The following is a 21,030-nucleotide window of genomic DNA, read 5'->3' as shown; positions in this document are numbered from 1 at the left end:
ATCGTGTTTATGTTTGATTGTCAGCTTGCTACCGTCTCAGTCGTTGCGAAAAGCTTTCCAAATCTGGGATTGGGAAAAGCCTCGCGACTGCAGAAAACGCATCCGCCGAGCCTGCTCTTTGGCCTGCGTGGGCTTGGCGGTGTCACCGTATTTTCGTTCCAACGCCGAAGCGGCAATGTCCGCCCAATCGGAATCCTCCATCGCCAGATACGCTTCTACTAAATCCTGTCGGTCCGTACGCATCTGCAAGGCCTGTTTGATTTTATAAGGCCCCTGCTCCTTTTCCATCGCCTGCCGAACATAGGCTTCGACATAACGCTCATCCGACAGCCAGCGCTGGTCTTCGCATTTATCCAACACAATATCAACCAGGCCTGGGTAATCTTCAGATTGCGGAAACTTCTGCGACAACTTGTACGCCAGCTCCTTACGGCCATGTTCTCGCTGCGATAATAAATACACCGCACGCGATTCCATTTCCTGAGCCAATATTTGAGCGTCGTCCGATTCCAATAGGTTCATTCGTCGCTGAGCCTCCCGTCACCGTTCAGGCTTCGGCTTCATCCCCTTCCGAAGCCGATTTCGATGACGTCGGTTTCGGCATCAAACGCTCTTTCAATTCTTTTTGAAGGGTTTCGGAAATCTCCGGATTCTCTTTCAAGAACTGACGGACATTGTCTTTACCTTGGCCGATTTTTTGCCCTTCATAGCTGTACCAGGCACCGGCTTTCTCAATCAATTTTTCCTTCACGCCCAAGTCGATGATTTCGCCTTCGCGGGAAATCCCTTGGCCGTACAGAATATCAAATTCCACTTGTTTGAACGGCGGGGAAACCTTGTTTTTCACCACTTTCACGCGGGTCTCATTCCCCAAAATCTCTTCGCCTTTCTTAATCGCACCGATACGGCGAATGTCCAAACGCACCGACGAGTAGAATTTCAAGGCGTTACCACCGGTGGTGGTTTCCGGGTTACCGAACATCACGCCGATTTTCATACGAATCTGGTTGATGAAGATGACCAGCGTATTGGTGCGTTTGATATTGGCGGTCAGCTTACGCAACGCCTGCGACATCAAACGGGCCTGTAAGCCCATGTGGGAATCCCCCATGTCACCTTCAATTTCCGCTTTCGGCGTCAAGGCCGCGACCGAATCGACAATCACAATATCGACGGCACCGGAACGCACCAAGGAATCGGTGATTTCCAAAGCCTGTTCACCGGTATCCGGTTGCGACACCAACAGGTTATCGACGTCCACGCCCAACTTCTGGGCGTAAATCGGATCCAAAGCGTGCTCGGCATCCACGAAAGCCGCGGTACCGCCCGCTTTTTGCATCTCGGCAATGGCATGCAACGTTAACGTGGTTTTACCGGAAGATTCCGGGCCGTAAATTTCAACAACACGGCCACGCGGCAAACCACCGATTCCTAAGGCGATGTCCAAGCCCAGAGAACCGGTCGAAACGGCGTCAATGTCACGCGCGACACCTTGGTCGCCCATGCGCATGATGGAGCCTTTACCAAATTGTTTTTCAATTTGTCCTAACGCCGCCTCGAGCGCTTTACGCTTATTCTCATCCATTAACATCACCGTTTTTTCGTTACATCCGATACCGAAGACCGCCGGGGCCGACTTCAGAACCATTCAAATTACATTAAAAAACCCTTGCTCCACTTTTTTCCGTAAACGCGGTTTTCGAAAAAAAACAAAGGCAAAGGTTGAAATTTTATTGGGGCATGATTATCCCATAATTCCGTGGATTTGACACCTTTTTTATCGGCTTTCGTCACCCGCGAGATTCATTGAAAAATCCATTAAAAATCGGGTACCTGAACGCTCAGCCTTCACTCAGCAGGCGCAGCACGCCTTGCAGGGCCTCGACCGTACAGGCCAGCCGAACCGCATTGCGGTCACCGTCAAAATGGTACAGTTTAGAGACGATTTCGTCATGCCCTTGCATCGCCCAGGAAATCCACACCGTTCCCACCGGCTTATCCGGCGTGCCGCCACCCGGCCCGGCAATGCCACTACAGGCAATGCTGATGGCGGCGTGCGATTCCTGCAGAGCCCCAATGACCATTTCCTCGACACATTCCTGGCTGACCGCGCCCTTGTGCTGTAAGGTCACTTCCTTCACCCCCAGCATCTCATGTTTCGATTCATAGCTGTAGGTCACAAACGCCCGATCAAACCAGGCAGTACTGCCGGCCACACTGGTCAAGGCCTCGGCAATCAATCCACCGGTACACGACTCCGCCGTCACGATCAATTTATCGTGTTTCTTCAGGGCGTCGCCCACCTCGGCCACCAAGGTTTCAAGGCTCGAACGGCTCATCATTAAAGGGCTCCTTATTGATAGAAAGTCTTTTATCGATTAGCATACCTTTTTTTACACATTTTTTACAGTGGCGACGCTGGCGAAATCTCACTTTCTGCCATTCACACATGGCATTTCCGCTAAAATATTCGCCCAACGAACCTCCTACGGAAACATCAACCAACCGGAACCGACCGCAAACGACTATGGCCGAAAAAACCACCCACACTCCCATGATGCAACAATACCTGGCGGTTAAAGACGAGCACCCAGGCCATTTGCTGTTCTATCGCATGGGCGATTTTTACGAACTCTTTTATGACGATGCCGTCAAAGCCGCCGAGCTACTGGAAATCACCCTCACCGCACGCGGCAAATCCGGCGGCCAACCGATTCCGATGGCGGGGATTCCGCACCATTCTGCGGACGGCTATCTCGCCAAGCTGGTCAAACTCGGCGAATCCGTCGCCATTTGCGAACAAATCGGCGACCCGGCGACATCCAAAGGCCCGGTCGAACGTAAGGTGGTGCGCATCATCACCCCAGGCACTTTAGTGGAAGACGCACTCCTGGAAGACAAGTCGGAAAACCTGCTGGCAGCCATCACCGAAGTCGACGGCGTCTACGGCTTGGCCTATCTGGATGTGGCCAGCGGCCGTTTCGAAGCCACCCAGCTTGACGATGGCGTACAACTGGCCGCCGAAGTCGAGCGCCTGAAACCGGCGGAAATCATTTTGCCCGACGACCCGTTGCTGGAACAGAACCTGCCGGAAGCGGTTCAAAAACGCCCAGGCCTGGTGCGTTATCCGGCGTGGCACTTTGACGTCGATGCCTGCCGAAAACGCCTGACCGACCACTTCGGCACCCAGGACTTGTTGGCGTTCGGTTGTGAACAGCTACCGACCGTCATTGCGGCTACCGGTACCATTTTGCATTACGCCCGCGCCATGCTGCAAAGCGACTTAGAGCATGTGTTCAGCCTGCAAACCTACCGCACCGACGATGCTTTAGTGCTGGACGCCATGAGCCGACGCAACCTGGAACTGGACACCAACCTCAACGGTGGCAAACACCATACACTGTTTTCGATTCTCGATAACGCCACCACCGCCATGGGCAGTCGTTTAATGAACCGCTGGCTGAATCAGCCGTTGCGCAATCGCGACATCCTCAACGCCCGTCTGGACGCCATCGAGGATTTGATTGCGCAACACAGCACCGACGATTTCCACCAGATTCTAAAGCCTATCGGGGATTTGGAACGTATTCTCAGCCGGGTCTCGCTTTATTCCGCCCGCCCCCGCGACCTATTGCACCTTGGCCGTTCCCTCAACCAGTTGCCGGAACTGCAAGCCTTACTGGCCAATCAAGCCGCCGAAAAATGGCAACACATCGCCCAGCGCCTTGGCGAATATCCGGAACTGGCCGCACAACTGGATAAAGCGCTGGTGGAAAATCCGCCCATGGTCATGCGTGATGGCGGCGTTTTCGATGAAGGTTACGATGCCGAACTCGACGAACTGCGCAACTTGAAAAACGAAGCCGGAGATTATCTACTGGCATTGGAAGAACGTGAAAAAGAACGCACCGGTATTCAAACCCTGAAAGTCGGTTACAACCGTGTACACGGTTATTACATCGAAGTCAGCAAACAACAGTCCGACAAAGTGCCGGCTGAATACGTCCGCCGCCAAACCTTGAAAGCCCAGGAACGTTACATCACACCCGAACTGAAAGGCTTTGAAGACAAAGTCCTCAGTGCCAACGAAAAAGCCTTGGCACGCGAAAAATGGTTGTACCAGCAATTATTGGAGCGCCTCAACGAGGACTTGAAACCCTTGCAACAAACCGCCGCCGCATTGGCGGAAACCGATGTGCTCAATGCGCTGGCCCGTCAGGCCATTGCCCTAAATTTAACCCGCCCGGTTCTGACCGACGAACCCGGATTGGATATTCAACAAGGTCGCCATTTGACGGTCGAAGCCTTGTCCGACCAACCGTTTATCCCCAACGATACCTGTTTCGACGACACCCGTCGCCTGCAGATCATCACCGGACCGAACATGGGCGGTAAATCCACCTTCATGCGCCAGACCGCGTTGATTGCCATCATGGCCTACATGGGCAGTTTCGTCCCGGCGGAATCGGCGACATTAGGACCCATCGACCGCATTTTCACCCGCATCGGGGCGTCGGATGACCTGACGTCCGGGCGTTCGACCTTTATGGTGGAAATGACCGAAACCGCCAATATCCTACACCACGCTACGCCGGAATCCTTGATCCTGATGGACGAAGTCGGCCGGGGAACCTCCACTTTCGACGGCTTGGCGCTGGCTTGGGCCATTGCCGAGCAAATGGCGCAAAGCATTCAGGGTTACTGCTTGTTCGCGACCCATTATTTCGAGTTGACCACCTTGGCGGAACAGTTCAACAACACCGTCAACATTCACCTGAATGCCATCGAACATCAGGACAAAATCGTCTTTATGCACCAAGTGCAGGAAGGTCCGGCATCGCAAAGTTACGGTTTGCAAGTCGCCGCTTTGGCTGGGGTGCCGAATGAGGTGATTCGAAAAGCGAAAACTCACCTGCATCGTCTGGAAAATCAAACCGCGGCGCAAAGCGGACACTCGGTCACCGCCTCCGGCGCAGATGAAACGCCTGTACAACAGTTCGACCTGTTTGCGGCCGGACCGGCCAACCCGAAAGAAATCGAAGCCTTGCTGGACGAGCTGGGAGACTTGAAAGTCGACGACCTCACCCCCAGAAAAGCGCTGGATAAATTATATGAATTGACCGATATCGTAAAAGAGTTTCGAGGATAACCGATTATGGAAGCGATGATTATTGACGTCACCCAAGAAAATTTCAATGAAATGGTGGTAAACAACTCCATGCATGTCCCGGTGCTGGTGGACTTTTGGGCACCTTGGTGCGGCCCGTGTAAACAAGTGATGCCGATGCTGGAAAAATTGGCCAAAGACTTGGCCGGACAATTCATCCTAGCGAAAATCAATACCGAAGAACAGGAAGAGCTGGCGAACCATTTCCAAATTCGCAGCATTCCCAGCTTCAAGATTTTTCACCAAGGCCATGTGGTGGAAGAACTGCAAGGCGGCCAGCCGTTATCCGCCTTCCAAGAAGCCCTGAAACCCTATCTCAAGCCGGACGAGTCCGAAGACCTGCGTGCCCAGGCGCAACAAGCCTTTGCCGAAGGCGATTACGACCGCGCCATGCAACTGCTGGGCCAGGCCTCACAAGCCAACCCCAATAACTATCGAATTCACCTCGACCTGGCGAAGATGTACTTTCAACGCGGCCATGTGGACGAGGCGAAGCAATTACTGGAAAAATTGCCGGACGAAGCCAAAGAGTCCGACGAAGGCAAATCCCTGCTGGCCCTGTTCAAGTTCAGCCAAATGGTGGCCGAAGCACCGGACATCGAAACCGTGCAGAAAAACCTGCAAGCCAATCCGAACGACCCGGAAGCACTGTATCACCTAGCCGGTTACTTGATGCTGCACCAGCAAGTGGAAGAGGCCATGAACTGTTTATTGAAACTCTTCACCGTGGATCGCGACTTCCGCGACGGCATCGCCAAAACCACTCTGCTGGAAATTTTCGACCTGCTGCATCAAGAACACCCTCAGCTGGTCAACGCCTATCGCCGTAAACTGCAAAACCTACTGTTTTAAAGGCTAAACGACACATGACACTGACACAGGAAACCCTACGACAAACCCCCGTATTCGGCATTGCCGGCAACTTTGCCGAACACTTGAACCAAGCCGGTGAAGACGCTGACTTCGTCGAGGTCAAAACCGAAGACGACAAGGCGCCCAAAGGCATGTTCCCGATTTACATTCCCGGCCATCCGTCTTTTCTCGGCACCTATCCGCTCTCCAACGAACGCATCCAGGCCGATTTCTCGCACCCGATCAACGTGCAAATGGAACCGGAAATCTGTGTGCTGTTCGATGTGCTTTACAACGACGATGGTGACATCACCCAATTGAATGCCAAGGCTTTTTCGGCGTTCAACGATTGCTCCATCCGCCGCCCCAACGCCAGTAAGATCAGCCAGAAGAAAAACTGGGGCGAATCCTGCACCGGCATTTCCAACCAATGGGTGGAAATCGACCGTTTCGAAAACGGCGGCATTCTCGACCACTATCACATCACTTCCTTTCTAAAGCGTGCCGACGACGTCGAAGCTTACGGCATGGACAGCCCGGTATTGGGGTACAACTATTTTTACCGTACCTTGAAAGACTGGATGGTGAAAACCTTCAACCAACAGACCGATTTTGGACCCTTGGAACAGTTATCGCCGATGCTGGCGCAAGCCGGGCATCCGAAGCAAATCATCGTCACTCTCGGTGCGACGCGTTATACACCGTTCGGTGAAACCGGTTATTTGAAAGCCGGCGACCGCATCGGCGTCTTTGTGTACGACAAAAATGCCGTCAGCGAAGCCGAAGTGGAAACCTACTTCAAAAACGATATCTTGCCGACGGACTTTAAAGGGTCGGCCCTGATTCAGTCGGTCACCGACACCGAATAACGCCCCAAGCCCATTTCCCGAAAACGCCCAGGCCTGGGCGTTTTTAAAAAAGCGTTTCGCAAACCGATTTTAAGGTTTACTTTTCCCTCAAAAGCCGTCAAAATTCGCCACAAGACCGCCGAAACTCCCCCGGCGATTCCCGGACTGGGCACGTCGCCCGGAAACCGCCTAAACATCGCCCCGAATCTTGAGGACGTCACTATGAACATCGGTTTTATCTTTGAAGACTGGAACACCATCACCCCGGCTAAAAACTCCACCATCCGCATCATCAAAGAATGCCTGGAACGCGGCCATAAGGTGTCCATCCTGTACCCAAGCAATCTAACGGTGCGCAACAACGTTACCCATGGTTACGTGAAACGCATCCTGCCAATGGAGAAGATTCCCGACAACATCTTGCAGTTCTACAAGAAGGTCAAATTCGAACAGAAAATGATGCCGTTACACGGGTTGGATGCGATTATGGTTCGCCGCGATCCGCCAATCGATTCGATGGTGTACAACTTCCTCGACTCGGTCAAAAACGAAGTCGTCATCATCAACGACATCGACGGCATCCGCAAAGCCAACAATAAGCTGTACACCACCACCTTCAACGACCCGAACAACAGCTTCTTGCCGATTACCCATGTGTCCAAAAACAAGGAATACATTCGCCAGATGATTGACGAAATGCCGGGCGACAAGGTCATTTTAAAACCGCTGAACGCCTCCGGCGGGCACGGCGTTATTGTGCTGGAGAAAAACGCCCAGACCAGTATCAATTCCATTCTGGACTTTTACATCCACACGCAGGATAAAAGCTACGTCATCGTGCAGGAATACATCGAAGGTGCGGAAGAAGGCGACGTGCGCGTGCTGATGCTCAACGGTAAATTCATCGGTGCTTACAACCGCAAACCGCCGGAAGGCGACGTGCGCGCCAATATTCAGGTCGGCGGGACGGCACACAAATACAAAATGACCGAATCGCAAATGGCGATCTGCCGCAAAATCGGGCCGAAATTGGCGGCCGACGGTCTTTATTTCGTCGGTGTCGATATGATCGGCGACAAGATTCTAGAAGTGAATGTATTGAATCCGGGCGGCATTACCAACATCAATGCGCTGAATAAGCTGAAACTGCATAAGAACGTGGTCGATTTCATCGAGGAAAAAGTCCACGAAAAGGAAGAGAAACGTGCGGAGCTGGAATTCCTGCTGAAACGCCTCAGTGAATTTCGCCAATCCGATACGAACGAATAATTCGGTCAGCCGACCATTCAAGCGCAAATCCGCAATACTGGCCAGGCCTGGCCAGTATTGCGGATTTCGCTAAAACAGGCTCCAATTCAGGTGCGAGATAATCAGCGTCGACCAAACCAACAGGCACAACCCCATCATCACAAACACCGCCGCCGAGCCCATGTCTTTGGCCAAACCGGACAACTCATGCCACTCCTGGCCATGACGATCCACCACCATTTCCACCGCGGTATTCAATAACTCCACCACCAATAGCAAAATCACCGAACCGATCAACAGAATAAACTCCACCGCATCGTTCGACAGCCACATGGCAATCGGCGTCAACACCGCCAATAACACCAGCTCCTGCCGGAACGCCGCTTCGTTTTGATAACAGGCCTTAATGCCTTGCCAGGAATACCCGGCCGCTTTAACAATGCGAACCAAACCTCTGTGCCCGGGCTTCATCCAATACTCCTTGAATGCTCAGCCGTTACGCGGCGTTGGTCTGGTGACTGATTTCCACCCATTGCAACAGCTTCATCTCGCCGTCGCGGGTTTCGACAATCGCGGTGCAGGACTCCACCCAATCGCCGCAGTTGAGGTACTCCACCCCGTTGATTTCGCGGATTTCCGGATGATGGATATGGCCGCAGATCACCCCCTTGAAGCCCTGTTTTTTACAGTCGTCCACCACTGCTTCTTCATAGGCCGAAATGAATGATACCGCCGATTTGACCTTTTGTTTGATAAACGCCGATAAGGACCAGTAGCCCATGCCGAACTTATGGCGAACGCGATTGAAATAACGGTTAATGACCACCAGGCTTTCGTAGCCCCAGTCGCCGATCACCGCCAACCATTTCTGGGTTTGGATAACGCTGTCGTATTTATCGCCGTGCACCACCAGCAATTTTTCGCCGCTGGTGGTCACGTGCACCGCTTCATCGGTCAGGCGGATATTACCGAAATCGACACCGGAATAACGGCGTAGAAAATCATCGTGATTACCGGTCACAAACACCACTTCGGTGCCGCGTTTGGCCTTGGTGAGAATGCGACGAATCACATTGGTGTGCTCCTGCGGCCAGAAAATACGTTTTTTCAAACGCCAGCCGTCGATGATGTCGCCCACCAGATACAGTTTGTCGCATTGGTTGTATTTCAAGAATTCGGAAAGAAACTCGGCTTTCGCACCTTTAGAGCCCAGATGTACGTCGGAAATAAATATGCTTCGGTAGTTCGACATCTGGTGATTGTTTTCCGCAACAATCAAATCGTCCGCTTCTATGGATTCCATCCAATCCGGCATGATCGCTAAAGGCGTGTCTTTCATTTTCCGTCCCATCGTTAACCTTGTTTCGGGCAAGTTTAAAGGGGGCACTTGATGGATACATGACGCTTTAATGACAATTAAATGACTGAAAAAACAGCGTTTTTCATATTAAGTTCACACAGGCGTCAACAAAGCATTCTAAGGTAATCCTAAGACTCACATATAACATAAAACAGCAGCGCCCGACGATATGAACACACCTGATTCCGCCGCCAGCACCGCCGAACCTTTTGTGCAAATGCCCTTCAATACTCGCCGCATTCAACGCCTCTCCCTAGTCACAGATGCTTGGCAACCGCAAGTGAACGGCGTGGTCACCACCCTGTCGCAACTGGTTGCTCACCTTCGCCAGCAAGGCATAGAAGTCGACGTCATCCACCCCAACGATTACGATTGCGTGCCCTTACCGACCTACCCGGAAATTCCGTTGGTTTGGCGCGCGCACGGATTGGAAAAACGCCTGCTAGACTTCCAACCCAATGCCATCCACATCGCCACCGAAGGCGCTTTAGGATGGAAGGCACGCCGCATTGCGCGCAAACACGGTTTGCCTTTTACCACGGCGTATCACACCAAGTACCCGGAATACATTCACGAACGCTTTCCGGTGCCGACGGACTGGGTGTATAACATCATGCGCCGCTTTCACACCCCGGCGCAAAACACCTTTGTTCCGGGCGAATCCATTTTAACGGAGTTGAAAAACCGTCATTTTCAACACGTGGTGCTGATGACGCGCGGCGTGGATACCGAAATATTCAACCCAACCCGCGCCCGGCCTTCCAAAGACGACACGCCCATGTACCTCTACGTCGGACGCATCGCGCCGGAAAAAAACCTCGCCGCTTTTTTGGATTTAGAGTTGCCCGGCCGGAAGGTGGTGGTCGGCAAAGGGCCGGACTTGGAAAAACTCCAGCAGACCTATCCCGACGTTGAATTTACCGGCCCCAAGTACGGTACGGAACTGGCGCAATACTACGCCTCGGCCACGGTGTTTGTGTTCCCCTCCCTGACCGATACCTTCGGCGTGGTCAATCTGGAAGCTATTGCGTGTGGCACGCCGGTGGCGGCCTTTCCGGTCACCGGCCCCAAAGACATCATTACCGAAGGCGTCAACGGCGTACTGAACTGGGATTTGAAAACGGCCATCGAGCAAGCCGTGCAACTGAAGCAAGACCCAAACAAAATCGCACAATCCATTCCGCAATACACCTGGCAAGGCGCCGCACAACAATTTGTCGACCATCTGGCGTTCATTGAACAGGTCGATTCCCGCCAACCGGCAGACAAGGCCGTTAAAATCTCTTAAAATACCGATAAGCTGTTCTACGAAACCGTTTATCGAGGGAAATACCGTGCCGAAAAATAAAGCTTTATTGTTATTGGTCATCGCCTGGTTGATGGGCTTGATCGGTCTTGTGATGGGGTTGGTATTCGATTCTTTATGGTTTGCCCGCTTCGGCAGTTTGGTGGTGCTGTTTTCCGTGATGAGCGAATTCAGCCTGCTTCAGGTGGAGTTGCGTACCCTTTACGGCCGCTTGGACCAAATCGATGCGGAAGACGACATTCCCGACCTCAGTCCCTCGAAATGGCACCGTAAAAAATTCCGCATGACCCATGTCACCATTATTATCGGCACCCTGATCTGGGGCTTCGGCGATTTAATGCTGCCGCCATATTGAATCGCGCCTCACGTCCCCATCGAATCCTCAAATCCGCCAGGCCTGGCGGGTTTTACAAGAAAAACCACCGTCACATCAAACCGTCATAAAGGCTTCAATAAGCTGTCATCCTAAGGTTAGTCCCCCTTTTTAAAATAAAACCTTTCATCCACATAAAAGATTAAGGAACGACGATGAAGGTCTGCCTTTTTACCGATACCCTCGGAGATTTAAACGGCGTCTCGCGCTTTATTCAAGACATGGGCGAACAAGCCGCACAGCACTCCGACGAAGACTTTGACCTGCAAATCGTCACCGCCACCGCCAAACCCATTCCCGATACGCCCTACATCCATAACCTGCCCTGCCGTTTTCGCCTACCGATGCCGTTTTATCAGGAGTTGGATTTGGTGTATCCGAATACTCGCGCCATCCGCCATTTTCTGGAAAGCTATCAACCGGACCATGTCCACATCTCCACTCCCGGTCCATTCGGATGGGCAGCCAAACGTCAGGCGGAAAAGCTGGGACTGCCGTTGTTCGGCACCTACCACACCGACTTTCCGGCCTATCTGTACGACCTGACCCGTTCCCATTGGGTGAAAAAACAAACCGACAACACCATGGCCAAATTCTACCGTGCCTTCCAGCATGTTTTCTCTCGCTCGGATGCCTATCTCGGCATTATGCAGCAGGATTTGAAACTACCGAGAGAACACATTTCCACGCTATTCCCCGGCACCAATCTGGCTAAATTCCACCCCAAACACCAACGCCGCCAAGTCTGGTCGGATTTCGACTTGGAGCCACAGCGCTTAAAGGTGTTGTATGTCGGCCGAATCAATATCGAAAAGAACGTGCCATTCCTGCTGGAAACCTGGCAAGCGTTGTTGGCGGAATTCCCCGACCTGCCGGCCGACTTGATTCTGGTTGGCGAAGGGCGGTTCCGTAAATGGGCGCCGAAAATGAAACCGCATCACATCCATTTCCTCGGACCGATTCGCAACGCACAAACGCTTTCCGAACTCTATGCTTCCTCGGATTTGTTCGTCTTCCCGTCCGTCACCGACACTTTGGGGCAGGTCATTATGGAAGCGCAGGCCAGCGGCTTGGGCTGCTTGGTTTCGAATGTCGGCGGCCCGCAAACGCTGATCGACCCGAACCAAACCGGTCAAGTGCTTGAAGCCAACCACTTGGACACCTGGAAAAACGCCTTACACGAAGCTTTGACGAAGGATGACATTCGTCGTCAATGGGCACAGAATAGTCGACCGAATATCGAGCAATATGATATTGTTAAATCTTTCCGACAATTTCGAGCGACACACCTGACAAGCGAGGTCTGATACCGAGCCGAGCTTGCAGCACTTTAACCAAACAATTATGCCCCGACCGTTAAAATCCCCGCAACACAAAAACCAACTGAAAGGCGAAGCCTACAGTCTGGCGCTGTCCATTCTGGAAGCGCATTTTCCGATTTTCGCATTTTTCACTGTCGCCGCGCTCGGTGCTTTGCATGCCTATTTTTACAGTTTGCTGGTGGCGACAGTGGTGCTCATCATCTGGTTTCTGGCGCGCGGCAAACGGCACGAACTCAAGCGCACCGAGGCGTATAAAAACCTGGCATTGACCAGCCTGTTTCTCACCACCCTGTTCGCATTGGTGTTTCTGGCGTTGCAAACCACCTCACCGAGCCATGTCGCCATTATTTTGTTCCTGCAAGTATTGTTCAGCTACCTGTTTCTCGGCCGCCGCCCGGGCGAAACACTGGACCGCACCCACTTAATCGGCGTCATACTCATGACCGGCGGGGCCATGATCGTGCTGTTCCCGGATAAATTCACCCTAGTCCTCGGCGACGGTCTGGCTTTGCTGGCCGCGGCCATCGCGCCGATTGCCAATTTTTTCCAGAAACGCGCCCGCGCTCAGGTCTCCTCGGAAACCATCCTGATGACGCGCAGCCTCATCGCCCTGCCGTTCGTCTACCTTTTGGCCGTGACCTTCGAAACCACGCCCAGCTGGGAAGCCATTGAAGCGCAATGGCTCTGGCTGTTCCTGACCGGTTTTCTGGTGTTTTTCATTTCGAAAATCTTCTGGGTAGAGGCCTTGCACCTTTTGCCCATCACCAAGGTGAATGCGCTGTTTGCCTTCTCGCCGCTGCTCACTTTGGTGTTGGCGTATTTTTACCTGAACGAAGTCCCGACCTGGTCGCAAATTCTCGGCGCTCTGCCCATTATTATCGGTAGCTATTTCATTACTCAGAAGCCCAAACCACAAACGCTTGGCTAATAAGAAAATAGCCAGGCCTGGCTATTTTTCGCTAAGTAGAAGTGCTACACTTGCTATAAATGGATTTACCGTTAAAATAAGAATCATTATTACTTGAAAGAGATGCACCTTATGAAAAAAACACTTTGGACATTATTGCTGGTTTTCGGTTTGAGCGGTTGCTCCACGGTTCAGGTCAGTGACGATTACGATACCGGCACGGATTTCAGTCAGCTGAAAACCTATGACTGGTTACCGGCTGGCGACCAGGTCAAACCCACCGCGGAAGAGTTCGAAAAGAAAAACCCGCTCATCGCGGAACGCATTCAAAAAGCCGTTCTGGCCAACATGAACGCCAAAGGCTATCAGTTCGTGTCCGAAAAACCGAATGCCTACATCACCTACCATGTCGGCGTCAGCTCTAAAATCCGTTCCACGCCGGTCACCACATCGATTGGCTTTGGTACCGGCTTTTACGGTGGCTACGGCGGTTTAGGCGTGCAAACCGGTTCCGATATCGAAGAATATCAACAAGGCAAAGTGGTGTTGGACATTCTGGACAGCAACAAAAAACTGGTCTGGCGCGGCATCAGCACCTCGGATGTCGACCAACATGCCGAGCCGAAAGAAATCACCGAACAGGTGAATGAAATCGTACAAAAGCTGCTGGCGCAATATCCGCCGAAAAAAGCCAAATAAGCGCTCACGCTTATTACCAATAAAAAAAGCCGTTCCAAAGAACGGCTTTTTTTATGCCAGATATTCAAAGCCCGGCAATTGATACTGACCGAAGCTTATTCGTTTTCAGCCAGGTACGACTCGTAATCACCGTGATAGATTTCCACGCCATCCGGCTTCATCACCATCAGGCGCGTGGCCAGAGAGGAAACAAATTCACGGTCATGGGAGACGAAAATGACGGTGCCTTCAAACTCTTCCAACGCCTGGTTCAAAGACTCGATGGATTCCATGTCCAGGTGATTGGTCGGTTCGTCCATAATCAGAATATTCGGTTTCTGCAACATCAGTTTACCGAACAGCATGCGCCCTTGCTCCCCACCGGACAGCACCTTCACCGATTTATCGATTTCCTTTTGGGAAAACAGCATTTTACCCAATACCGAACGTACGGCCTGCTCATCGTCTTCCGGCTGCTTCCATTGCGACATCCAGTCCAACAGATTCAAATCTTCTTCAAATTCGTGCGCATGATCCTGTGCATAGTAGCCAATCTGGTTGTTTTCCGACCACTTCACGGTACCGGAATCGATATCGGTGTCGCCGACCAGCGTTTTCAGGAAAGTGGTTTTCCCGATGCCATTCGGTCCGATGACCGCCATTTTTTCACCAGCTTCCAACATCAGGTTCAAGTCCTTGAAAATCGTCAGGTCATCGTAGGATTTAGTCAAATGCTCGATTTCCAATGCCAGGCGGAACAACTTCTTGTCCTGTTCGAAACGAATGAACGGATTCACCCGGCTGGACGGCTTCACCTCTTCCAGCTCGATTTTATCAATCTGCTTCAAGCGCGATGTGGCCTGCTTGGCTTTGGACGCGTTGGCGGAGAAGCGGCTGACAAAGGATTTCAGTTCATTGATTTGCGCTTTTTTCTTGGCGTTATCGGCCAACAAACGCTCACGCGCCTGAGTGGACGCAAACATGTATTGGTCGTAATTGCCCGGATAGACGCGCAACTCGCCGTAGTCCAAATCCGCCATATGGGTACAGACCGAGTTCAGGAAGTGGCGGTCATGCGAGATGATGATCATGGTGCTTTTACGTTCGTTCAACACGCCTTCCAGCCAACGGATGGTATTGATGTCGAGGTTGTTGGTCGGCTCGTCCAGCAACAGGATGTCCGGATCCGCGAACAGCGCTTGCGCCAACAGTACCCGCAGCTTCCAGCCCGGTGCGATTTCCGACATGGGGCCGAAATGTTGTTCCACCGGAATCTCCAAGCCCAATAGCAGTTCGCCGGCGCGGGATTCGGCGGTGTAACCGTCCATTTCGCCAAACGCCACTTCCAGGTCGGCGACTTTGATGCCGTCTTCTTCGGACATTTCCGGCAAGCTGTAAATGCGGTCGCGCTCTTGCTTGACCTCCCACAGCGCCGTATCCCCCATAATCACGGTATCGATTACGCTGAACTCTTCATACGCGAACTGGTCCTGACGCAGTTTCCCCAATACATCGTCCGGGTCGAGGCTGACGTTCCCGCTGGTCGGTTCCAAGTCGCCGCCCAGGATTTTCATAAAGGTGGATTTCCCACAACCGTTGGCGCCGATCAAACCGTAACGATTTCCGTCGCCGAATTTGACGCTGATGTTTTCGAAAAGCGGCTTTTCGCCGAATTGCATGGTAATGTTCGCGGTTGAAATCAAAATGGGTATCCTTTTGGGAAGCTGGAATCAAAAAATCGGCTTTCAAACCGAACGTAAAAAGAAGGCGCTATTGTGGCATAAAACGCCACAAAAAACGACCAGGCCTGGTGGTTTTCGATTGTTTTGCGTTGTTTTAAAAGGGTCACTTGACAGCTCTAAAACCCCTTATGCTATAGTGGTTACTCATCCACTCAAATGGAACACCGCCATGAAAGTCGCCTTTTTCAGCACCACCAAAACCGATAAAGCCCTCTTCGAAAAACTGTCCCCGGATTATCCAGTCGATCTCGACTATTTCGACGTTCACCTCAACGAAAAGACCGTGCCTTTGGCGAAAGGTTATCGCGCGGTATGCGTGTTCGTCAACGACACCCTTTCACGCCCGGTCATAGAACAATTGGCGGCCGGCGGCACCGAACTGATCGCATTACGCTGCGCCGGTTTCAATAACGTCGACCGTGATGCAGCTCGCGAACACAAACTCACCGTCTTACGCGTGCCGGCCTATTCGCCGATGGCGGTGGCGGAACACGCTTTGGCGTTGATGATGAGTTTGAATCGCAAAACGTACCGCTCCTACATTCGGGTGCGTGATGGCAACTTCACCCTGGAAGGCTTACTCGGTTTCGATATGTTCCGTAAAACCGCCGGTATCATCGGCACCGGCCGTATCGGTCTGGAAATGACCCGTATCCTCACCGGCATCGGCCTGAATGTTTTGGCGTACGACCCTTATCCGAATCCCAAAGTGGAGGAATACGGCGCCAAATACGTCGAACTGGACGAGCTTTACCGCCAAAGTGATATCATCACCTTGCATGTACCGCTGATGCCGGAAACACACCACCTGATCGACGAAACCGCATTGAGTAAAATGAAAGACGGCGTCATGCTGATTAACACCAGTCGTGGTGCCTTGACGGATGCTGATGCACTGGTGCAAGGCGTGAAAGACCGCAAAATCGGCTACCTAGGCATCGATGTCTACGAACAGGAAGAAAACCTGTTTTTCGAAGACCACTCCGAGGAAATCATCGACGACGATACCTTCGAACGTCTCGTGACTTTGCCGAATGTATTGATTACCGCGCACCAGGCTTATTTCACCGCCGAAGCGCTGGATAACATCGGACAGACCACGCTCGAAAACATTCAGGATTTCGAACACGATAACATCAACGAAAGCCGTTGCGTGTTATGTGAGCTGTAATCCTCCACAGTATATTTCTGATTTCCATAAAAAAAGCCCCGGGGCGACTGTCGACCCGGGGCTTTTTTATGTCTTTTCTAGCGAGGTTCTCGAACCAATCAGATGACTTCACTCAGCAACGCATTCATGCGTTTAATGAAGTCGGCCGGATTTTCCAGGTGATCGCCTTCCGCCAATTGTGCTTGCTCCAACAGGAACAAGGACCACTCTTTGACTTTGGCTTCATCGTCCAGCGTATCCAATTTTTTCACCAAGGCGTGTTCCGGGTTCAGCTCAAGCACCGGCTTCTGCTTCGGCATGGCTTGCCCCATTTGCTCCAGCATACGCGCCATGTGCGCGGAAACATCCCCATCCGCCGGGACCACGCACGCGGGTGAGTCGGTCAGACGGTGCGTAATTTTGACGTCGGACACGGCATCTTCAATCGCTTTTTTGACTTTCTCGGTCAGGGCTTCACGCGCTTTCTTGTCTTCTTCGGACAAATCCTTTTCGGCTTCATCTTCGAACTCTTTCAAGTCCGCCGCCGTCACCGACTTCAATGGTTTTCCTTCGAATTCAGTCAAGTGCGACACCAGCCATTCGTCGATGCGGTCCGTCATCAACAAGACTTCAATGCCTTTCTTACGGAACATTTCCAAATGTGGGCTACCGGAAGCCGCCGCGTAAGTTTCTGCGGTAATAAAGTAAATGGCTTCTTGGTCGTCCGCCATGCGATCGACATAATCCTGCAGGGACACACGTTGCGTCGGCCCGGAGGATTCATGTGTTGACGAAAAGCGCAGCAGCTTGGCGATTTTTTCGCGGTTGGCAAAATCCTCGATAATCCCTTCTTTCATGACATTACCGAACTGATCCCAGAAGGTTTCGTAATCGGTTTTGTCGTCGGCCTTGGCCATTTTGTCCAGCTGGTCCAACACACGCTTCACCGAAGCGGAACGAATTTTATCGACCACTCGATTGCTTTGCAGGATTTCACGCGACACGTTCAACGGCAAGTCATTGGAATCAATGACCCCACGAACGAAACGCAAATAGCTCGGCATCAAGTGTTCAGCATCGTCCATAATGAACACACGCTTGACGTACAGCTTCAAGCCATAACGACGGTCGCGGTCGTACAAATCAAACGGCGCACGTTTCGGAATATACAGCAAAGAGGTGTATTCCAAAGTACCTTCCACTTTGTTGTGGATGTGCGCCAGCGGGTTTTCGTAATCGTGCGACACCGTTTGATAGAAGTTGTTGTAATCCTCATCGGACAACTCGGATTTCGGTTGTGTCCAGATGGCGGTGGCTTTGTTGACCTGCTCCAAGGTTTTCTCGCCGGTTTCCTTACCTTCATCATCGGTTTCCACCTGCCACATCTTAATCGGGAAATTGATGTGGTCGGAGTAAGTGGTAATGATATGTTTCAGGCGGAAATCGTCCAGGAATTCGTCCATGTCTTCTTTCAAGTGCAGAACGATTTCGGTTCCCTTGGTTTCCTTCTCGACGGTCTCCAGAGAGTATTCCCCCTCTCCGGCCGATTCCCAACGGGTGCCTTCCGTTTTATCGTCGCCCGCCTTACGGGTCGTCAACGTCACTTTATCGGCCACGATGAAGGAGGAATAGAAGCCCACCCCGAACTGACCGATCAGATGGCTGTCTTTGGCTTGATCGCCGGTCAGGCTTTCCAGGAATTTTTTGGTACCGGAATTGGCGATGGTCCCGATATTGGCGATGACTTCATCACGCGTCATGCCGATACCGTTATCGATAATGGACACGGTACGCGCTTCTTTGTCGAAGCCGACCTGAATCGCCAATTCGGACTCGCCTTCGGATAAGGCATCGTTGGAAACCGACTCGAAACGCAGTTTGTCCAACGCATCGGAGGCATTGGATACCAGCTCTCTCAAGAAAATCTCTTTATTACTGTAAAGGGCGTGAATCATCAGTTTCAGTAATTGATTCACTTCGGTTTGAAACGCATGAGTTTCCGTATGGCTCATTTAAAGCTTCTCCTTCATTGAGGTTAGTCTTTTGTTTATTGGAGAGCTTTGCACGGGATGGATACACGGCTAAAAATGGCTAAAATCTTCCTGAATGTCGTTGAAAAACTCGTTAATAGCCCGCTATTAGCTTCGTTTTCCGCCTAATTCAGAAAAATTTTATCTCATTTTTTCCTCGCGTCCCACCCGTGCAAATCTCTCTATAGGTTTAAAAAGTTAGGGGTTAAATAAGGCCAGGCCTGGTCACTTTCAAGGTTTGAATGCATGTTTTTTTCATGACCGGGTACTGAAACCAAAAAAAGCGCTCAGAGAGCGCTTTTTTAATGTATCGAAAGGGATTGGAAATTATTCGTTTCCAGCCACAATCTCCAAAGATTGCTTGATTTCATCCGGCGCGTTGGCAATCGACATGAAACTGCCGGACCCCATCATGGACAGGCTTGGCCAGTTGATGGCGATACGGAACTTGCCGTTCAACGCCAAAGCTTCATTGCCGTTCACCAACAATTCATATGGCAAATGCGCCGCGTGGGAGTGGCCTTCGCCGTCGATTTGCGTCAGGATGTTTTTGTCCGCCCCTTCGGTTTTGGAGAAAGCCACACCGAATACGGTCATGTCTTTGCCCGGAATATCAATGCGATAAACTTGCGTAACGCCACCACGACCGGCTTTTAAACCCGCTTCGATAGTATTCACGCCTTCCTGGTACGAATCGAACTCCTGAATCTCATCCACATCGTCAAAGTACGGCATCATGAACTTATAGTGGTATTCGCGCAATTCTTCAGCCGTCAAAGGCTTATCGGCTCCAAAGCCTTTCTGGTTGCCCAAAGCTTTTTCCATGGCGGCTTGCACCGGCTGGATATCGCCATCCATGCGATACACATTCCACATATAGGTCGGGTTGGTGTAAGACACTTCGGTCTGGTTACCACGTTTGACCACGGAAACGCGTTCCATGGCACCGAAACCGCCGTTTTTGGACAGTCCGGCCAAGTTTTTCAAAGCGTCGTTAGTGACAACGATGACTTCGCTGTCGGCATTCGGCTTATAGCTGCCAACCACTTCGAAACCGTTTTCGGTCAAAGCTTGCTTGGTTTTATCCACGACAACGGACACACTGTCACCGGAAGACGAACCCAAAATAAACGGCATATAACCGGCGGCCATGGCTGATGTCGCCGAAACCAGTAACGACACCGCCAGAGAAGCGGTCAAAAAGAGGGATTTAAATTTCATGAGCGATCCATTTATATTGTTAAATTTACGGAGTCATCATTGTTATCAATTTTCCATCAGAATTAAAATTCAATTTATTTATGCTCAAATTAAGAAAATGGTAAAACTCTAATATGTTTTGAGGTTGCTCACTTTGAATGCTCCAAAAAGCACAAAAGCGCCTGAAAAGGCGCTTTTGTCATCGATTGATAATTTAAATCCAACGGGTATCAGAAAAACTCGATTTCTTCCTCTTCTTCCTCGTTTTCAGCCATGCGATCGCGCATACGCGCTTTCATCACATCAATCGCCTCATCAGCCGGCATTTCCTGGTCGAAAATCAATTCAAACAGTTCTTCCTCTTCACGCATGGTGGTGCCTTTGCGGACTTCCGACTTGAAGGCTTCCCACTGCGCTTCGTCCTTAGCATGCATTTCATGCGAGACAATTTCCGCCAGGCCTGACAAGCCGTGCGAGACATGATTCAAACGTTGACTGAGCTTATCGTAAAACTGAAACGCGATAATCGCCTGCTGCATTTTCAAAGCCAAATCCCCGGTCTGAGTCAGAAGCGATTGGTTATGCTCTTCGATTCCGGCCACATCGGTCGTCATCTCGGCGATTTTCTTACTGGAACGTTCAATGTCTTCAATGTGTTGAGACATATAGGAAAACGAATCGATCAAGGTATTGACCGAATTGTCCCCGTCCGTGATCGACAACTCGATTTGAGCCACGGACAGGTTTAACACCATGATGGTTTCTTGTACTTCTTTAGCGCCTAATGCGAACGACATAATTCCCTCTGGTCTGTCTTGTTATTGTTATCTTATTTTATGCGGAAGGG

19 protein-coding genes are annotated in these 21,030 nt (G+C 51.4%); 10 read left to right on the top strand and 9 right to left on the bottom strand.

The annotated features are described in order from the left end of the window. Nucleotides 1-36: 36 nt before the first annotated feature. The 3 genes from AYJ59_RS05405 to AYJ59_RS05395 form a co-directional block, all read right to left on the bottom strand. Entirely contained in the window at nt 37-522 is a 486-nt protein-coding gene (locus tag AYJ59_RS05405) for a regulatory protein RecX (protein ID WP_237260379.1), read from the bottom strand. Between the two features lie 25 nt (nt 523-547). Beyond that, complete coding sequence (recA, locus tag AYJ59_RS05400; protein ID WP_029938475.1) at nt 548-1,585, bottom strand: recombinase RecA; 1,038 nt, start codon at nt 1,583-1,585, stop codon at nt 548-550. 256 nt (nt 1,586-1,841) lie between these two features. Next, nucleotides 1,842-2,342 carry a CinA family protein gene (locus tag AYJ59_RS05395; protein ID WP_127119484.1) on the bottom strand — a complete coding sequence of 167 codons (501 nt, stop codon included), beginning with the start codon at nt 2,340-2,342 and terminating at the stop codon, nt 1,842-1,844. 185 nt (nt 2,343-2,527) lie between these two features. Between AYJ59_RS05395 and mutS the strand changes: the two genes are divergently transcribed. The 4 genes from mutS (at nt 2,528) to gshB (ending at nt 8,136) form a co-directional block, all read left to right on the top strand. Beyond that, nucleotides 2,528-5,149 (top strand): DNA mismatch repair protein MutS, encoded by a 2,622-nt coding sequence (gene mutS, locus AYJ59_RS05390; protein WP_127119483.1) that lies wholly within the window; start codon nt 2,528-2,530, stop codon nt 5,147-5,149. Between the two features lie 6 nt (nt 5,150-5,155). Beyond that, nucleotides 5,156-6,019: a tetratricopeptide repeat protein gene (locus tag AYJ59_RS05385; RefSeq protein ID WP_206197907.1), complete on the top strand. Its 864-nt coding sequence runs from the start codon at nt 5,156-5,158 to the stop codon at nt 6,017-6,019. 14 nt (nt 6,020-6,033) lie between these two features. Further along, nucleotides 6,034-6,888, top strand: coding sequence for a DUF5718 family protein (locus AYJ59_RS05380; protein WP_127119481.1), 855 nt, complete (start codon nt 6,034-6,036; stop codon nt 6,886-6,888). Between the two features lie 201 nt (nt 6,889-7,089). Continuing rightward, entirely contained in the window at nt 7,090-8,136 is a 1,047-nt protein-coding gene (gshB, locus tag AYJ59_RS05375; protein ID WP_127119480.1) for a glutathione synthase, read from the top strand. A 69-nt stretch (nt 8,137-8,205) separates the two neighbouring features. Here the strand turns inward: gshB and AYJ59_RS05370 are convergent, their stop codons facing one another. Both AYJ59_RS05370 and AYJ59_RS05365 read right to left on the bottom strand, forming a co-directional pair. Then, entirely contained in the window at nt 8,206-8,586 is a 381-nt protein-coding gene (locus AYJ59_RS05370) for a diacylglycerol kinase (protein ID WP_029938481.1), read from the bottom strand. Nucleotides 8,587-8,611: 25 nt separating this feature from the next. Continuing rightward, nucleotides 8,612-9,454, bottom strand: a complete 843-nt coding sequence (locus AYJ59_RS05365; RefSeq protein WP_127119479.1) for a UDP-2,3-diacylglucosamine diphosphatase — start codon at nt 9,452-9,454, stop codon at nt 8,612-8,614. 190 nt (nt 9,455-9,644) lie between these two features. Here AYJ59_RS05365 and AYJ59_RS05360 point away from each other — a divergent pair, with 190 nt between their 5' ends. From AYJ59_RS05360 to AYJ59_RS05340, 5 genes are all read left to right on the top strand, one after another. Further along, nucleotides 9,645-10,763: a glycosyltransferase family 4 protein gene (locus AYJ59_RS05360; RefSeq protein ID WP_206197906.1), complete on the top strand. Its 1,119-nt coding sequence runs from the start codon at nt 9,645-9,647 to the stop codon at nt 10,761-10,763. Between the two features lie 46 nt (nt 10,764-10,809). Then, nucleotides 10,810-11,136: a hypothetical protein gene (locus AYJ59_RS05355; RefSeq protein ID WP_225972298.1), complete on the top strand. Its 327-nt coding sequence runs from the start codon at nt 10,810-10,812 to the stop codon at nt 11,134-11,136. Nucleotides 11,137-11,309: 173 nt separating this feature from the next. Next, a complete protein-coding gene (locus tag AYJ59_RS05350) occupies nt 11,310-12,461 on the top strand; it encodes a glycosyltransferase (protein ID WP_127119478.1) in 1,152 nt (383 codons plus the stop codon). A gap of 37 nt (nt 12,462-12,498) precedes the next feature. After that, complete coding sequence (locus AYJ59_RS05345) at nt 12,499-13,404, top strand: DMT family transporter (RefSeq protein WP_029938486.1); 906 nt, start codon at nt 12,499-12,501, stop codon at nt 13,402-13,404. A 111-nt stretch (nt 13,405-13,515) separates the two neighbouring features. Next, nucleotides 13,516-14,082, top strand: coding sequence for a DUF4136 domain-containing protein (locus tag AYJ59_RS05340; RefSeq protein ID WP_029938487.1), 567 nt, complete (start codon nt 13,516-13,518; stop codon nt 14,080-14,082). 95 nt (nt 14,083-14,177) lie between these two features. Here the strand turns inward: AYJ59_RS05340 and AYJ59_RS05335 are convergent, their stop codons facing one another. Further along, a complete protein-coding gene (locus tag AYJ59_RS05335; protein ID WP_127119477.1) occupies nt 14,178-15,764 on the bottom strand; it encodes an ABC-F family ATPase in 1,587 nt (528 codons plus the stop codon). Between the two features lie 208 nt (nt 15,765-15,972). On the opposite strand from AYJ59_RS05335, the gene AYJ59_RS05330 reads away from it, so the two are divergent. Continuing rightward, nucleotides 15,973-16,974, top strand: coding sequence for a 2-hydroxyacid dehydrogenase (locus AYJ59_RS05330; RefSeq protein WP_127119476.1), 1,002 nt, complete (start codon nt 15,973-15,975; stop codon nt 16,972-16,974). A 98-nt stretch (nt 16,975-17,072) separates the two neighbouring features. Here AYJ59_RS05330 and htpG read toward each other — a convergent pair whose 3' ends face one another. The 3 genes from htpG to AYJ59_RS05315 all read right to left on the bottom strand — a co-directional run bounded on the left by htpG (nt 17,073) and on the right by AYJ59_RS05315 (nt 20,980). Beyond that, on the bottom strand, nt 17,073-18,965 hold the full coding sequence (gene htpG, locus AYJ59_RS05325) for a molecular chaperone HtpG (protein ID WP_127119475.1): 1,893 nt from the start codon (nt 18,963-18,965) through the stop codon (nt 17,073-17,075). A gap of 345 nt (nt 18,966-19,310) precedes the next feature. Beyond that, nucleotides 19,311-20,204 (bottom strand): hypothetical protein, encoded by an 894-nt coding sequence (locus AYJ59_RS05320; RefSeq protein WP_127119474.1) that lies wholly within the window; start codon nt 20,202-20,204, stop codon nt 19,311-19,313. Nucleotides 20,205-20,413: 209 nt separating this feature from the next. Further along, nucleotides 20,414-20,980 carry a hypothetical protein gene (locus tag AYJ59_RS05315; RefSeq protein WP_127119473.1) on the bottom strand — a complete coding sequence of 189 codons (567 nt, stop codon included), beginning with the start codon at nt 20,978-20,980 and terminating at the stop codon, nt 20,414-20,416. Nucleotides 20,981-21,030: the final 50 nt, after the last annotated feature.

Origin of the sequence: Thiomicrospira sp. S5, assembly GCF_003991075.1 — a bacterium.
In the GTDB taxonomy this organism is placed as follows: Bacteria; Pseudomonadota; Gammaproteobacteria; order Thiomicrospirales; family Thiomicrospiraceae; genus Hydrogenovibrio; species Hydrogenovibrio thermophilus.
This window is presented reverse-complemented; position numbering and strand designations above follow the sequence as displayed.

Bases quoted from the DNA above. Each gene is read 5' to 3' on its own strand.
- AYJ59_RS05405 (WP_237260379.1), bottom strand. From the start codon at position 522: ATGAACCTATTGGAATCGGACGACGCTCAAATATTGGCTCAGGAAATG.
- recA (WP_029938475.1), bottom strand. From the start codon at position 1,585: ATGGATGAGAATAAGCGTAAAGCGCTCGAGGCGGCGTTAGGACAAATT.
- AYJ59_RS05395 (WP_127119484.1), bottom strand. From the start codon at position 2,342: ATGATGAGCCGTTCGAGCCTTGAAACCTTGGTGGCCGAGGTGGGCGAC.
- mutS (WP_127119483.1), top strand. From the start codon at position 2,528: ATGGCCGAAAAAACCACCCACACTCCCATGATGCAACAATACCTGGCG.
- AYJ59_RS05385 (WP_206197907.1), top strand. From the start codon at position 5,156: ATGGAAGCGATGATTATTGACGTCACCCAAGAAAATTTCAATGAAATG.
- AYJ59_RS05380 (WP_127119481.1), top strand. From the start codon at position 6,034: ATGACACTGACACAGGAAACCCTACGACAAACCCCCGTATTCGGCATT.
- gshB (WP_127119480.1), top strand. From the start codon at position 7,090: ATGAACATCGGTTTTATCTTTGAAGACTGGAACACCATCACCCCGGCT.
- AYJ59_RS05370 (WP_029938481.1), bottom strand. From the start codon at position 8,586: ATGAAGCCCGGGCACAGAGGTTTGGTTCGCATTGTTAAAGCGGCCGGG.
- AYJ59_RS05365 (WP_127119479.1), bottom strand. From the start codon at position 9,454: ATGAAAGACACGCCTTTAGCGATCATGCCGGATTGGATGGAATCCATA.
- AYJ59_RS05360 (WP_206197906.1), top strand. From the start codon at position 9,645: ATGAACACACCTGATTCCGCCGCCAGCACCGCCGAACCTTTTGTGCAA.
- AYJ59_RS05350 (WP_127119478.1), top strand. From the start codon at position 11,310: ATGAAGGTCTGCCTTTTTACCGATACCCTCGGAGATTTAAACGGCGTC.
- AYJ59_RS05345 (WP_029938486.1), top strand. From the start codon at position 12,499: ATGCCCCGACCGTTAAAATCCCCGCAACACAAAAACCAACTGAAAGGC.
- AYJ59_RS05340 (WP_029938487.1), top strand. From the start codon at position 13,516: ATGAAAAAAACACTTTGGACATTATTGCTGGTTTTCGGTTTGAGCGGT.
- AYJ59_RS05330 (WP_127119476.1), top strand. From the start codon at position 15,973: ATGAAAGTCGCCTTTTTCAGCACCACCAAAACCGATAAAGCCCTCTTC.
- htpG (WP_127119475.1), bottom strand. From the start codon at position 18,965: ATGAGCCATACGGAAACTCATGCGTTTCAAACCGAAGTGAATCAATTA.
- AYJ59_RS05320 (WP_127119474.1), bottom strand. From the start codon at position 20,204: ATGAAATTTAAATCCCTCTTTTTGACCGCTTCTCTGGCGGTGTCGTTA.
- AYJ59_RS05315 (WP_127119473.1), bottom strand. From the start codon at position 20,980: ATGTCGTTCGCATTAGGCGCTAAAGAAGTACAAGAAACCATCATGGTG.